Raw genomic sequence first — 13681 nt, 5'->3', positions numbered from 1 at the left:
ATCGAATACAACGATCGTAGGGTTACTCATTTGTAGATTTCAGATACTAGGATTTACAGATCTTAATCAGCCCAGTTATAGCATTAACGAATGCTGTCATTGGTATAATCCAAGATGCAATTTCAGATAGCTGAACCGGCGACGTTGTCGCCTGAGCGGCCTACGGCCGAAAACAAAGAGACTCATCCTACTAGGTCGTTTTACATGAATCGTTTATCCTATAGGTCATGCATCCGAATAAGCCCATCAAACAACTCTTCAATGCCAACGATAATTGGCTAAACTACCTCAATAAACATCGGAAAACGCTCCGAACCGTCGTCATTGAAAATGTCACCAAGATGCTCGCTTGCAGTACCGCCGCTTTTGGCTCTAAAGAGTATCGATGCTGTCAGGCCAACTGCACTCATCACAAATTCATTCACCAGACGTGTAAATCTCGATTTTGCAGCAGTTGTGGCATTAAAGCCACAGAGCGGTGGATAAGAAAGCAACAACATGTCTTCCCTGAGTGTGAATATCAACACGTTACGTTGACGCTTCCACACACGCTGTGGCCCATCTTTCGCTATAACCGATTTCTTCTCAACCGTCTCTTCGGTTGTGCGGCCAAAATCTTCTTAGGGTGGGCAAAGCAACTGGGTATCGATATCGGCGTGTTCTGTGCACTTCACACCTACGGCAGGAAGCTGAATTGGAATGTGCACATCCATTTGTCTGTCACGCGTGGAGGCTTATGCAAGAAGACTGGCCTGTGGAAGCCCATTTTCTTTAAAGCTAAGACCACGGAAAAGTGTTGGCGCGCTGCCATCACTCAACTTCTTGATTCCAACTATTCACAGTTAAACTTGACTGGAGAGCGCTGCCCTTTTGTTCGTCATGAGCAAGATTGGTCTCGATTTTTAATCAGTCAATATTGCCGCCGCTGGAAGCTGCACTTTGCAAAGAAAACGGCCAATGTGACCCCTACCATGACTTACCTAGGTCGATACCTAAAACGCCCACCGATATCAGCCTCGCGTTTACGACATAACTTCCAGGGAGGCTTGGTGACGTTTGACTATCTTAATCATAGGAATGGGCGGACTGAATCCCTTATTTTGAGTCCAGAAGCCCTGATAGAGCGCATGATTGAGCATATCCCAGATAAGCACTTCAAAATGATTCGATACTTTGGTTTTCTATCAAACCGACGTCGCAGTGAGATGCTCCCTAAGGTCTACGATGCCTTAGGCATCGCCCCTGAAGACTCCCCAGAAATGCCCGGTTACGCAGCCATGCTGAAAGGGTATGTGAAGGTTGACCCATTTGAGTGCATTCTTTGTGGGAACCATATGACGTTTCTTCGTTTTAGAGCAGGAGAGCCGCTGTCAGAGCTGGTTCATCATGCTCTGGTTCAATCCCAAATCAGGTCAATTTAGTTCTTTCGTAGGATGAGTGCGTCTGAAATGGCGAAAACAGCGAGAAAGTGGTCATTAAACACCCGTGTTTAGATTGTAGAGCAGGAGTTAGGTCAGTCAGGCACTCATTCTGACGTGAATTAAGCCGCTACTGTTCAGGTAAGGAAACATTGAGATCCCTTACCTTTAAAAAGGAACGCGACGGTGCAAGGCGCATTCAAAAAGAACTTGAGGCAAATGGTAATAAGCACGATGTAAAAACCATTGCCGCGAGCATGAAGCGCCAGAGCTTAGTCRCGAAGGCCGCCCGTAAGTTCAAATGTACGACAGACAGTAAGCATAGGCTTCCTGTAGCCCCGAACTTGCTTGAGCAAGATTTCAATGCGACAGCACCGAACCAAAAATGGGCAGGAGATATTACCTATCTAGCGACTAGCGAAGGCTGGATGTATTTAGCTGTTATTATCGACCTGTATTCACGGCAAGTCGTTGGTTGGTCAATGAGTACAAGAATGACCGCAACTCTTGTCTGTGATGCGCTATCAATGGCTTTGTTCCGCAGAGGCATGCCAGAAGGAATGATTATCCATAGTGATAGAGGTAGCCAATATTGCTCAAAAGACTACCGAGACTTAATCGCAGCTCATAATTTAAAACAAAGTATGAGTAGGAAGGGAAATTGCTGGGATAACGCCTGTGTTGAAAGCTTTTTCCACTCAATGAAAGTAGAAGTCATCCAATACGAGCCGATAATGACGCGAGAAGAGATGCGCCAAGCACTTTTTGAATATATCGAAGTTGATTATAATCGAACAAGAAGGCACAGTGCTCTTGGGTATCTAAGCCCAGTTAACTTTGAAAAACAATATGTCGCTTAATGCGGTGTCCAGTCTGACTGGAGCAGATCATTCAATCCCACTACGCGCAAATTAGACAGTCAGGACGTACTACTAGCCTGTGAGTCATACAAGTGTTGTCAGTTTCTTTATTGACGCAGACTACCTAGTGAAGAATGTGCTTCTTTCCATAATGAAGTAAACAAAGTAGGTAGAAGACTTCGTAAAAAAGAAGGTAAATTTAAGTCTGCCCCCGCGACTATTCAGAAATACGCACAGCTCATGAAAGCTACTTAATACTATTACCAATCTTGTTTGGGGTAGTGGTCGTAGTGGTTGGTATCGTTATGGTCATTAACTAATGAAAATGCTCTTTCAGCCATATCGGTTGGAAGGTTTTCATTTTTTAGCGATAGATAATGCAGGAAGGAGTTGGCGGCGTTATCCAAAATATTTTAGATATATGTCATTACCGTGAACATCAACATTCAGGTAAGGCATGACATGAATCAAATTAAGTTAATAAAATTAGAAGCTGTGATTGAAATGACGACTTTGAGTCGCTCTGCTATCTACAGGGGCATAAGAGAATGTCGGTTCCCAAAGCAAGTGCGTTTGAGCCGTCGCTCAGTTGCTTGGGTTGAAAGTGATATTCAAAACTGGATAAAAGCACAAGTCGCGGAAAGGCAGAACATATAGATTTGAGAGGGGCAGGTTAGAGCCCTCTTTTTTTGTTTCGAGGATATAGGATGTCACGGTTTTAGGTTTGTAGAATACTTTAGTTTGTAACTGGAAACTTTGCAGGTGCGGACAAAAAGCAACCAATTGGAATTCGAGGTAGAGAACTAAGGTTTCTTTTCTATCAATGAGTTAGCTTTTTTAGTTAGTATAGGTAAAAGTATGACTTTCTAATTTAAACTGCTTTAAGTTGTTGTTTTTAATGTAATTACATACTAATGCATCAGGAGTGTGTTTTTGATCGGCTTTCACAGGTAACTTCTTTCGTTTATTTCTATTGCGACTTAGGATACGTGAAAGCGTTTCGCGCGAAAAGCGACACATGCGAAAAGATGCACAACCAAATGATAGATAGCCAGATTAGGGAAGCCAAAGATGCAGAAAACTCAAGCTCTTAGTGAAAAAGTTGGACACTTACTTGCGAAACATAAACATGTATTAGTCACGGCTGAATCTTGCACTGGCGGCGGTGTCGCGAGTGCAGTCACCGATATTGCGGGGAGCTCTGCGTGGTTTGACCGTGCTTTTGTAACCTACAGTAATGAAGCAAAACAACAGATGATCGATGTTCAGCGGGAAACCTTAGTTGCATTTGGTGCGGTGAGTGAGCCTGTGGTCATCGAGATGGCTGATGGTGCTCTTCAACATTCAAATGGCACAATCGCGGTCGCGATCAGTGGTATTGCTGGGCCTGGCGGCGCGACCGAAGATAAACCCGTAGGGACTGTGTGTTTTGCTTGGAAAGTGCTAAATGGCTGGAATAAAGTAGAAACGCATGTATTTCCAGGCGACAGATCACAAGTACGTCAACAGGCTACGCACCATGCCCTGCAAGTTATTTATGATTACTTATCAATGGAAGGTAAGTAGCATTTGTACAAATTATTTTCACACAGGTATAGACACTGTATGAATCAACAGTATAATGAAAGCCAATTAGTCACCCCTATGTGGGTTAGAAATAGATTCTAGATCGCTTGTTGAGACAACCGATTATGTGGAGATAGAAATGGACGAGAATAAACAAAAAGCGTTAGCCGCAGCCCTTGGTCAGATTGAAAAGCAATTTGGTAAAGGTTCTATCATGCGTCTTGGTGATAACCGCACAATGGACGTAGAAACTATTTCTACAGGTTCTCTATCTCTCGATATCGCACTGGGCGCTGGTGGCCTACCGATGGGACGTATCGTAGAAGTTTACGGCCCAGAATCATCAGGTAAAACAACGTTAACGCTTGAGTTGATTGCCGCTGCGCAGAAAGTCGGCAAAACGTGTGCCTTCATCGATGCCGAGCACGCACTAGACCCTATCTACGCACAAAAGCTGGGTGTTGATATCGATGCACTTCTTGTTTCTCAACCCGATACGGGTGAGCAAGCGCTTGAAATCTGTGATGCACTGGCTCGTTCAGGTGCAATCGACGTTCTTGTTATTGACTCAGTCGCTGCACTTACACCCAAAGCAGAAATTGAAGGCGAAATGGGTGACAGCCACATGGGTCTTCAGGCTCGCATGCTTTCTCAAGCGATGCGTAAGCTGACAGGTAACCTTAAGCAGTCTAACTGTATGGCTATCTTCATTAACCAAATTCGTATGAAAATTGGTGTGATGTTCGGTAACCCAGAAACCACAACCGGTGGTAATGCACTTAAGTTCTACGCATCTGTTCGTCTTGATATTCGCCGTACTGGTGCGATTAAAGATGGTGATGAAGTTGTGGGCAACGAAACTCGTATTAAGGTCGTTAAGAATAAGATTGCGGCACCATTCAAACAGGCTGAAACTCAAATCCTTTACGGTAAAGGCTTCAACCGCGAAGGTGAGCTTATCGATTTAGGTGTTAAGAATAAGCTAGTAGAAAAAGCGGGCGCTTGGTACAGCTACCAAGGCGATAAGATCGGCCAAGGTAAAGCTAACGCTGGTAAATACTTACGCGAAAACCCAGAAGTTGCTCTAGAGATCGATACTAAACTTCGTGAATTACTGCTGACTCCTGCTGTTCTTGAAGAGAAAGGCGTAGAGAAAGAAGAAGAAAACGAAGAGCTATAAGCTAACGTTTTATTGAGAGGATGTTGGAAAGCAGCATCCGCTTTGAAAGAATTTAAAGCCTCGCATATTTTATGCGGGGCTTTTTTATTGGTTCAGCTCCGTCGAGTATGTCTTTGGTCAACTCTCTTTCGTTGACTGAGTTTCTTCGGTACTAGGTCGTCAATTTCGTTCTGCTTTTCCACGGCTAGATATAGTGGAATATTCTTCATTTTATCGAATTTCCACTAAAATCCTGCCCAAGGGTGTCTTTTCTACAAGAAAACTAGTCGAAGCCTTAACCATGATCTACAATACGGCAAAATTCTAACTCGACTATTTTCAGGAAGAGCTGCATGTACATGAGCACTGATGAGGTTCGCAACGCGTTCCTTAAGTTCTTTGAGAGCAAAGAACACCAAATCGTAGACAGTTCATCGTTAGTTCCACATAACGATCCAACCCTGCTATTTACTAACGCAGGTATGAACCAATTCAAAGATTGCTTCTTAGGCGCCGAAAAGCGTGCCTACACTCGAGCAACTACGGCTCAGCGTTGTGTACGTGCGGGTGGTAAACACAATGACCTTGAAAACGTAGGTTTCACGGCTCGTCACCACACGTTCTTCGAAATGTTAGGTAACTTCAGCTTTGGCGATTACTTCAAAGAAGAAGCGATTGCGTTTGCTTGGGAATTCCTGACTGAAACGCTTCAACTACCAAAAGATCGTCTACTGGTAACGGTATACGAGACAGATGATGAAGCATTCGACATCTGGAACAAAAAAGTCGGTGTACCGGCTGACCGTATCGTTCGCATCGGCGACAAAGAAGGCGGTAAACAGTTCGAGTCGGATAACTTCTGGACGATGGGTGACACAGGTCCTTGTGGTCCATGTACTGAAATCTTCTACGATCACGGTGAGCACATTTGGGGCGGCCGTCCTGGCACACCTGAAGAAGATGGTGACCGTTTCATCGAGATCTGGAACAACGTATTCATGCAGTTCAACCGTCACGCTGACGGTACAATGGAACCGCTACCTAAGCCTGCAGTAGATACAGGTATGGGTATTGAGCGTATTTCTGCAATCATGCAGGGCGTTCACTCTAACTACGAAATTGATGTATTCCAAAAGCTAATCAAAGCGACAGCGGAAGTTGTGGGTCATGACGATCTCTCTAACCAATCGCTACGCGTGATTGCTGACCACATCCGTTCTTGTTCATTCTTAATCGCTGACGGCGTGATGCCTTCAAACGAAGGTCGTGGCTACGTTCTACGTCGTATTATTCGTCGTGCCGTTCGCCACGGTAACAAGCTTGGCGCACAAGGTGTGTTCTTTCACAAACTTGTGGGTGTACTGGCTGAAGTGATGGGCTCTGCGGCAGATGAACTTAAGAAACAGCAAGAGCTTGTTGAAAAAGTACTTCGTATTGAAGAAGAGAACTTTGGTCGTACTCTAGAGCGCGGCATGGTTATTCTTAATGACGCACTAGATGCACTTGAAGGCAAAGAGCTTGATGGCGAAACAGTTTTCAAACTTTACGATACATACGGCTTCCCAGCTGACCTGACTAACGATGTCGCTCGTGAACGCGATTTTACTATCGATGAAGAGGGCTTTGAGAAGGCGATGGAAGCACAGCGTAAGCGTGCACGTGAAGCTGGTCAATTCGGCACAGATTACAACGCGACGATCAAAGTAGACACCAACACTGAGTTCTGTGGTTACACAGCAACTGAAGGTGCTGGTGAAATCTCTGCGCTATTTGTTGACGGCGAAGAAGTCGCTTCACTATCGGCTGGCGATAAAGCAATCATCATCCTTGAAGAGACACCATTCTACGCTGAGTCAGGTGGTCAATGTGGTGACGCTGGTACATTAAAAACAACTTCGGGTCTTTTCAAAGTACAAGATACTCAGAAGCTTGGTAACGCATTTGCGCACCACGGTGAGCTCGTTGAAGGTGTATTTGCTAAGGGTGATAAAGTAGAAGCAACGGTTGACGCTGAGCGTCGTACTGCTATCTCACTAAACCACTCTGCAACTCACTTACTTCACTCTGCACTGCGCGAAGTGCTAGGTGAGCACGTTGCTCAGAAAGGTTCTTTAGTTAAGCCAGACAACCTACGTTTTGACTTCTCTAACCTTGAAGCGGTCACTCCTGCACAAATTAAAGAGGTCGAGCGTTTGGTTAATGCACAAGTTCGTAAGAACCACGTGATTGAAACCAACATCATGGATATCGAGTCAGCGAAAGAAAAAGGTGCAATGGCACTGTTTGGCGAGAAGTACGATGATGAAGTTCGCGTTCTATCTATGGGCGATTTTTCTACTGAACTTTGTGGTGGTATCCACGCAAGCAACACCGGTGATATCGGCTTATTCAAGATCACCTCTGAAGGTGGTATTGCTGCGGGTATTCGTCGTATTGAAGCGGTAACGGGTGAAGCTGCTCTCGATGCAGTAGAAGCTCAGGCTAACGCTTACGAAGAGAAGTTGGCAGAATCTGCTAAGAAAGCGAAATCTTTAGAGAAAGAAATCCAACTGCTTAAAGAAAAGATGGCTGCTGCAGAAAGCGCAAACATCATGGGCAAAGTTGAAGAGATCGCTGGTACTAAAGTTCTGGTTGCTGCAATCGAAGGCGCAGACAACAAAAACCTACGTACTATGGTGGATAACGCTAAAAACCAAGTGGGCAGTGGTGTCATCCTTATCGCGAACGTAGCTGACGGTAAAGTTGGCTTGATTGCTGGTGTAACCAAAGATCTTATCGGCAAAGTAAAAGCGGGTGATCTGGTTAAGATGGTTGCCGAGCAAGTTGGCGGTAAAGGCGGCGGTCGTCCAGATATGGCTCAAGCGGGCGGTACCGACGTTGCAGCGCTACCAGAAGCGCTTAAATCTGTGCGTACTTGGCTAGAAGAGCGTCTTTAAGCTTAAGTTTTAGATACAAAGATGCCCAATCCGTTGATTGGGCATCTTTTATTTTGTCTATTGAAAGTGTGTCTAAACAAGGTTTGATTGAGATTCACCAAGAAGTTTACTGGTGACGTTAGACTTCTTGGTTAATTTTTTATTGCTTCGCCCTGACGCGGAGTCTGTGTTTTTTTGTCATATATAGACATTGGTCTTGGGAAGGTGAGGACGGGTGAAAATGCCTCTTATCGTGCAGAAATTTGGTGGAACGTCGGTGGGCTCTATAGAACGAATTCACCATGTAGCAGAGAAAGTCATTGAAGCGAAAAATGAAGGGAACCAGGTCGTGGTTGTCGTTTCTGCTATGTCAGGTGAAACAAATCGGTTGGTTAACTTAGCCACACAAGTCGATAGTGTCCCAAACGCTAGAGAGCTGGATGTGCTGTTAACGGCGGGAGAGCAAGTCTCCATGGCCTTGCTGGCAATGACGTTACACAAGTTAGGTTATGAAGCGACATCGATGACGGGCTATCAAGCCAAAATACACACCGACTCTCATCATAATAATGCAGCGATAGAGCGTATTGATACTGCGCCTATTCAAGCTTTGCTCGATGATAACCAGATTGTGATTGTGGCAGGCTTTCAAGGGGTTAATGCAAAAGGTGACATCACGACATTAGGCCGAGGTGGTTCCGATACCACAGCTGTTGCGTTAGCAGGAGCGCTTCAGGCAACAGAATGTCAGATCTATACCGATGTTGATGGCGTTTATTCTTGTGATCCAAGGATCGTAAAACATGCGAAGAAGCTCGATACTCTGGATTTTCCGTCTATGGAAGAGATGGCTCGCCGAGGCGCCAAAGTATTGCACTTACCGTGTGTTCAGTATGCGTGGCAACATAATGTGCCATTGCGAGTGCTTTCAAGCTTTGAACAAGGTGAGGGTACATTAATAGCAGGTAATCAGTGTTTGAATGATATTGCTGGCATCGCCATCCAAAGAGATATGGTGCGTATCGAGTGTTTGAATGGAGATTTGCCGTCTTTTATATCGTATTGCCAGTTGCTTGGGATCGAAGTCTGTAATGTGATCGAGGAAACAGAACGAGCAGTACTCATTATTAAACAAGACATAAGTGCCAAATTAAAACTAGTTTTTGCTGAAAAAATCCGTAATAGTGAACAGGTTAGTTTGTTAACTGTGGTAGGAAGCCGAACACAAGATATTGTGGTCAGTGCACATGGATTATTGTCTGAAGGCGAAATTGATGTCCAGCATCACTTATTGCAGCAGCAGTCTTTAACGTTGGTGTTACCACCTATGCAAGTCGACACGGCTGCTAACATATTACACAATGCATATATTGTAGCGCGTGATACATTGGATTATCCTAAAAAAGAAGTGCATTTTGGTTAAATAAACTCAAACGATAGTTTACGAAAATATAACTTTTGTTGGATAATGCTCTCGTAGCTAGATAAATTTAGAGATTACTCAAGGAGCAAAGAATGCTAATTTTGACTCGCCGCGTTGGCGAAACACTAATGATTGGTGACGAAGTAACCGTTACTGTGCTGGGCGTTAAAGGTAACCAAGTACGTATTGGTGTTAATGCACCTAAAGAAGTATCTGTTCACCGTGAAGAGATCTACATGCGAATTCAAGCTGAAAAAGGTAATGGTAACGTTGCACCTGGCAACTACTAATACTTTGCGAAAAGAGGAGGCTGGCATTATTGCTGGCCTTTTTTGTTTTTAGAAACGTTTCAATGCCAATTGGTCGTGTCATGGATTCGTTTTTAAACCGCGACATAAAGCATCAAAATATGAGCGTGATTTAGTCCGATCATTTGGCTATTTTTTTGTTAAAACTCAAGTTTTCCGGCGATCCCTATAGCGTAACAACGCATCTCGTAGTATGGTTCGAATAACGGTAACACTGGCTTCTGAGATAAATGAGATAATTGTTTTGGCTGTTTATTACAGCTAATCTTTCACCTTAATTTTTAAGGGAAAAAGCATAAAATTGTGCTGGTAAGTTCAATTTGCAAGCGCTTTGTTTAAATTGCAAACGGTTGAGTGTTTTTGTCCAATTTTTTTCAATAAAGTGTTTGACATATTTTCGGTAAAACGTAATATGTGCCTCCGCAAGACGGTGAGGTGGCCGAGAGGCCGAAGGCGCTCCCCTGCTAAGGGAGTATGTGGTTTGTAGCCGCATCGAGGGTTCGAATCCCTCCTTCACCGCCATTTCTTGCGCGTCTAAATTTAGCAAATTAGGCATTGTAAATGTGCGCTCTTAGCTCAGCTGGATAGAGTACCTGGCTACGAACCAGGCGGTCGGAGGTTCGAATCCTCCAGAGCGCGCCATTCTCTTAATTCTTACTTACAAGTGTTTTGAGAATAATGAATTAGGTGAGGTGGCCGAGTGGCCGAAGGCGCTCCCCTGCTAAGGGAGTATGTGGTTTGTAGCTGCATCGAGGGTTCGAATCCCTCCCTCACCGCCATTCATTACAGGCCGGTGGCCTTTTTTTTTCTTCGCAGCACGAAGAATGTGATATATTTCACAACATCATTCCCAGTGAATGAATAATGTGCGTCCTTAGCTCAGCTGGATAGAGTACCTGGCTACGAACCAGGCGGTCGGAGGTTCGAATCCTCCAGGACGCGCCACTATTTAAGGGCTTTTTCTTATGAGAAAGAAGTCCCTGTATTGCCTTGTTGTTTCAACACGTTGATACTAAAACCCGTGCGCTCTTAGCTCAGCTGGATAGAGTACCTGGCTACGAACCAGGCGGTCGGAGGTTCGAATCCTCCAGAGCGCGCCACTATTTAAGGGTTTCTTTCTGATAAGAATGAACTCCCTGTATTGCCTTGTTGTTTCAACACGTTGATACTAAAACCCGTGCGCTCTTAGCTCAGCTGGATAGAGTACCTGGCTACGAACCAGGCGGTCGGAGGTTCGAATCCTCCAGAGCGCGCCACTATTTAAGGGCTTCTTTCTGATAAGAATGAACTCCCTGTATTGTCTTGTTGATTCAACACGTTGATACTAAAACCGTGCGTCCTTAGCTCAGCTGGATAGAGTACCTGGCTACGAACCAGGCGGTCGGAGGTTCGAATCCTCCAGGACGCGCCACTATTTAAGGGCTTCTTTCTGATAAGAATGAAAATCCTTGTATTGCCTTGTTGTTTCAACACGTTGATACTAAAACCCGTGCGCTCTTAGCTCAGCTGGATAGAGTACCTGGCTACGAACCAGGCGGTCGGAGGTTCGAATCCTCCAGAGCGCGCCACTATTTAAGGGTTTCTTCCTGATAAGAATGAAATCCCTGTATGGCCTGTTGTTGACAACAAGTTGATACGAAAACCGTGCGTCCTTAGCTCAGCTGGATAGAGTACCTGGCTACGAACCAGGCGGTCGGAGGTTCGAATCCTCCAGGACGCGCCACTATTTAAGGGCTTCTTTCTGATAAGAATGAAACCCCGTGTATTGCCTTGTTGGTTACAACAAGTTGATACGAAAACCGTGCGCTCTTAGCTCAGCTGGATAGAGTACCTGGCTACGAACCAGGCGGTCGGAGGTTCGAATCCTCCAGAGCGCGCCACATTATAAAAAAAGCCTCGTTTTTGAACTGACCCCCAATAGTTGGACACCAATTATTGGGGGTCTTTTTATGTCCAAATATAGCCGAGAGCTAAAATGTATCATTGCTAAGCAATACTTAGATGGCACGTCATCTCTCTACTTAGCAAAACAATATTCAATTTCTTCAAGACAGATACGGTATTGGGCTCAAGTCTTTGCCATCCATGATACTGATTCATTTTTACCAACTAAGCATGCCGCGACTGCTCAAACAAAACGAAAAGCATTGAATTTAATGTGGACGAATGAATGGTCTCTCACGCACACTAGCGCAGTATTAAACCTCTCATCCCCTGGGATACTCTCTGTCTGGCTCAAACGATTTAATGAGCTCGGTATCAAGGGGCTCAAAATGCGCCAGAAAGGAAGACCCTCAATGAAACAGCAATCTCAACGTACCACTAAGCCTGATAATGAAATGACACTTGAGGAGCTAAAAGAGGAGTTGGTCTACTTACGAACCGAGAATGCCGTTCTAAAAAAGTTGGAAGAGTTGGAGCAGGAAAAAAACCGTCGAACAAAGAAAAAGCGGTCATAGCTCTAACTCTTAAAGGCAAGTACCCGTTAAAGTACTTACTGCACACTCTACAGCTGGCAAAAAGTGTCTTTTATTATCAGGCTCAAACGAGCAAGCGCCCAAATAGCTACGAACGTGAGCTGCGGTTGATAAAGTCAATTTATCATGAACATAAGGGGCGATACGGCTACCGCCGTATTCACTTGGAACTAAAAAATCAGGGGTTCGTGCTTAATCACAAAACGGTTCAAAGGCTTATGGCTCAGCTCAACCTTAAATCGACAGTCAGGATTAAAAAGTACCGTTCATACCGAGGAGAGTCTGGAACAGCTGCTCCCAACGTGCTTGAAAGAGATTTTAGTGCGACTCAACCCGACGAAAAGTGGGTAACTGATGTCACGGAGTTCAAAGTCAAAGAGCAGAAAGTATACTTGTCTCCCGTTGTCGACTTGTTTACTCAAGAAGTGGTTGCTTATAGAGTGGCCAAAAATGCCTGCTTGCCGCTTGTCACGGATATGCTGACGGAAGCCATATCAAAGCTTAAACCCAACTCAAAGCCAATTATACATAGCGATCAAGGTTGGCAATATCGCCATCGACAGTATCAAAAAAAGGTAGCGGAGAGTGGGTTAACACAAAGTATGTCGAGAAAAGGTAACTGCTTGGATAATGCGGTTGCTGAAAACTTTTTTGCTTTACTCAAAACAGAGATGTATCACAACCAAAGCTTTGAAGATGCAGATGCACTGATAGAGAAAATTAAAGAATACATCGAGTACTACAATACCAAACGTATAAAAGTGAAACTAAAAGGCCTGACTCCGATAGAATATCGAACTCAGGCCTTGAAAGCCGCTTAACAGAAATGTCCAACTTTATGGGGTCACTTCATTATCGCTGGCTTTTTTCATGCACCTCATTTGGCGTATTCATACCTAGGCTGAGATGCGGCCTCATTTCGTTATACGTAGATATCGACTCTTCAACAAGCACTTTTAACTCGTTAAGACCTTTGCACTGAGAAAGTAAGAACTCTTGTTTAAGGATACCATTGACGCGCTCGGCTAACGCGTTTTGGTAACAATCATAACCATCTGTCATTGATGGTGTTATATCATGTTTTTTAAGCTTCTCTTGATAAAGACTTTAACAATACTGAAGCCCTCTATCTGAGTGATGGATTGCCGCATAACGATAACATCGAGTTTTTACCGTCATATCTAAAGCCTTTACCACATCACTTGCTTTCATTTCATTGCTGAGTTCATACCCCATAATCTTACGACTGTAAGCATCAGTAACGAGTGATAAGTAGTGAATACCTTCATCCGATTGGACGTATGTTATATCACTCACAAGTGATCTGCTCCAGTTAGACTGGACACCGCATTAAGCTACATATTGTTTTTCAAAGTTAACTGGGCTTAGATACCCAAGAGCACTGTGCCTTCTTGTTCGATTATAATCAACTTCAATGTATTCAAAAAGCGCTTGGCGCATCTCTTCTCGGGTCATTATCGGCTCGTATTGGACGGCTTCTACTTTCATTGAGTGGAAAAAGCTTTCAACACAGGCGTTATCCCAACAATTCCCC

At 44.3% G+C, this 13681-nt stretch carries 11 protein-coding genes, 10 tRNA genes and 1 pseudogene; 20 read left to right on the top strand and 2 right to left on the bottom strand.

Annotation, left to right across the window (positions count from 1 at the left end):
• Positions 1 to 227 precede the first annotated feature (227 nt).
• From L4B77_RS00875 to L4B77_RS00780, 20 genes are all read left to right on the top strand, one after another.
• Positions 228 to 1421, top strand: coding sequence for an IS91 family transposase (locus L4B77_RS00875; protein ID WP_429748130.1), 1194 nt, complete (start codon positions 228 to 230; stop codon positions 1419 to 1421).
• 149 nt (positions 1422 to 1570) lie between these two features.
• Positions 1571 to 2278, top strand: coding sequence for an IS3 family transposase (locus tag L4B77_RS00870; protein WP_429748129.1), 708 nt, complete (start codon positions 1571 to 1573; stop codon positions 2276 to 2278).
• Positions 2279 to 2740: 462 nt separating this feature from the next.
• Complete coding sequence (locus L4B77_RS00865) at positions 2741 to 2935, top strand: helix-turn-helix transcriptional regulator (protein WP_429748128.1); 195 nt, start codon at positions 2741 to 2743, stop codon at positions 2933 to 2935.
• A gap of 414 nt (positions 2936 to 3349) precedes the next feature.
• Positions 3350 to 3844, top strand: a complete 495-nt coding sequence (gene pncC / locus L4B77_RS00860) for a nicotinamide-nucleotide amidase (protein ID WP_429748127.1) — start codon at positions 3350 to 3352, stop codon at positions 3842 to 3844.
• A 139-nt stretch (positions 3845 to 3983) separates the two neighbouring features.
• Positions 3984 to 5024 carry a recombinase RecA gene (recA, locus tag L4B77_RS00855; protein WP_261838082.1) on the top strand — a complete coding sequence of 347 codons (1041 nt, stop codon included), beginning with the start codon at positions 3984 to 3986 and terminating at the stop codon, positions 5022 to 5024.
• 332 nt (positions 5025 to 5356) lie between these two features.
• Entirely contained in the window at positions 5357 to 7939 is a 2583-nt protein-coding gene (alaS, locus tag L4B77_RS00850; RefSeq protein WP_261838081.1) for an alanine--tRNA ligase, read from the top strand.
• 220 nt (positions 7940 to 8159) lie between these two features.
• Positions 8160 to 9341 carry an aspartate kinase gene (locus tag L4B77_RS00845; RefSeq protein WP_429748132.1) on the top strand — a complete coding sequence of 394 codons (1182 nt, stop codon included), beginning with the start codon at positions 8160 to 8162 and terminating at the stop codon, positions 9339 to 9341.
• 92 nt (positions 9342 to 9433) lie between these two features.
• Positions 9434 to 9631, top strand: a complete 198-nt coding sequence (gene csrA / locus L4B77_RS00840) for a carbon storage regulator CsrA (RefSeq protein ID WP_009847619.1) — start codon at positions 9434 to 9436, stop codon at positions 9629 to 9631.
• A gap of 447 nt (positions 9632 to 10078) precedes the next feature.
• A tRNA-Ser gene (locus L4B77_RS00835) sits at positions 10079 to 10171 on the top strand.
• A 43-nt stretch (positions 10172 to 10214) separates the two neighbouring features.
• Positions 10215 to 10291: transfer RNA gene (locus L4B77_RS00830), tRNA-Arg, on the top strand.
• Positions 10292 to 10335: 44 nt separating this feature from the next.
• Positions 10336 to 10428, top strand: a tRNA-Ser gene (locus L4B77_RS00825).
• An 89-nt stretch (positions 10429 to 10517) separates the two neighbouring features.
• Positions 10518 to 10594, top strand: a tRNA-Arg gene (locus tag L4B77_RS00820).
• A gap of 78 nt (positions 10595 to 10672) precedes the next feature.
• A tRNA-Arg gene (locus L4B77_RS00815) sits at positions 10673 to 10749 on the top strand.
• A gap of 79 nt (positions 10750 to 10828) precedes the next feature.
• A tRNA-Arg gene (locus tag L4B77_RS00810) sits at positions 10829 to 10905 on the top strand.
• Positions 10906 to 10983: 78 nt separating this feature from the next.
• Positions 10984 to 11060: transfer RNA gene (locus L4B77_RS00805), tRNA-Arg, on the top strand.
• An 80-nt stretch (positions 11061 to 11140) separates the two neighbouring features.
• Positions 11141 to 11217, top strand: a tRNA-Arg gene (locus L4B77_RS00800).
• Between the two features lie 78 nt (positions 11218 to 11295).
• Positions 11296 to 11372, top strand: a tRNA-Arg gene (locus tag L4B77_RS00795).
• Between the two features lie 80 nt (positions 11373 to 11452).
• Positions 11453 to 11529 (top strand) — tRNA-Arg (locus L4B77_RS00790).
• Between the two features lie 69 nt (positions 11530 to 11598).
• On the top strand, positions 11599 to 12108 hold the full coding sequence (locus tag L4B77_RS00785) for a helix-turn-helix domain-containing protein (protein WP_429748126.1): 510 nt from the start codon (positions 11599 to 11601) through the stop codon (positions 12106 to 12108).
• Positions 12105 to 12947, top strand: a complete 843-nt coding sequence (locus tag L4B77_RS00780) for an IS3 family transposase (protein WP_429748131.1) — start codon at positions 12105 to 12107, stop codon at positions 12945 to 12947. Before L4B77_RS00785 ends, L4B77_RS00780 begins: the two co-directional genes overlap by 4 nt.
• Positions 12948 to 12978: 31 nt before the next feature.
• Here the strand turns inward: L4B77_RS00780 and L4B77_RS00775 are convergent.
• Both L4B77_RS00775 and L4B77_RS00770 read right to left on the bottom strand, forming a co-directional pair.
• Positions 12979 to 13443, bottom strand: a pseudogene (locus L4B77_RS00775) (IS3 family transposase); the annotation flags it as partial.
• Between the two features lie 33 nt (positions 13444 to 13476).
• On the bottom strand, positions 13477 to 13681 hold a 205-nt coding region (locus L4B77_RS00770; RefSeq protein WP_146162275.1), incomplete at its 5' end, for an IS3 family transposase.

It is taken from the genome of Vibrio minamisatsumaniensis (assembly GCF_050337445.1).
GTDB lineage: Bacteria > Pseudomonadota > Gammaproteobacteria > Enterobacterales > Vibrionaceae > Vibrio > Vibrio artabrorum.
The sequence above is the reverse complement of the archived record's forward strand: the minus strand, read 5'-3'. Positions and strand labels throughout refer to the sequence as shown.

Bases quoted from the DNA above. Each gene is read 5' to 3' on its own strand.
- pncC (WP_429748127.1), top strand. From the start codon at position 3,350: ATGCAGAAAACTCAAGCTCTTAGTGAAAAAGTTGGACACTTACTTGCG.
- L4B77_RS00845 (WP_429748132.1), top strand. From the start codon at position 8,160: ATGCCTCTTATCGTGCAGAAATTTGGTGGAACGTCGGTGGGCTCTATA.
- alaS (WP_261838081.1), top strand. From the start codon at position 5,357: ATGTACATGAGCACTGATGAGGTTCGCAACGCGTTCCTTAAGTTCTTT.
- recA (WP_261838082.1), top strand. From the start codon at position 3,984: ATGGACGAGAATAAACAAAAAGCGTTAGCCGCAGCCCTTGGTCAGATT.
- L4B77_RS00875 (WP_429748130.1), top strand. From the start codon at position 228: ATGCATCCGAATAAGCCCATCAAACAACTCTTCAATGCCAACGATAAT.
- csrA (WP_009847619.1), top strand. From the start codon at position 9,434: ATGCTAATTTTGACTCGCCGCGTTGGCGAAACACTAATGATTGGTGAC.
- L4B77_RS00785 (WP_429748126.1), top strand. From the start codon at position 11,599: ATGTCCAAATATAGCCGAGAGCTAAAATGTATCATTGCTAAGCAATAC.
- L4B77_RS00865 (WP_429748128.1), top strand. From the start codon at position 2,741: ATGAATCAAATTAAGTTAATAAAATTAGAAGCTGTGATTGAAATGACG.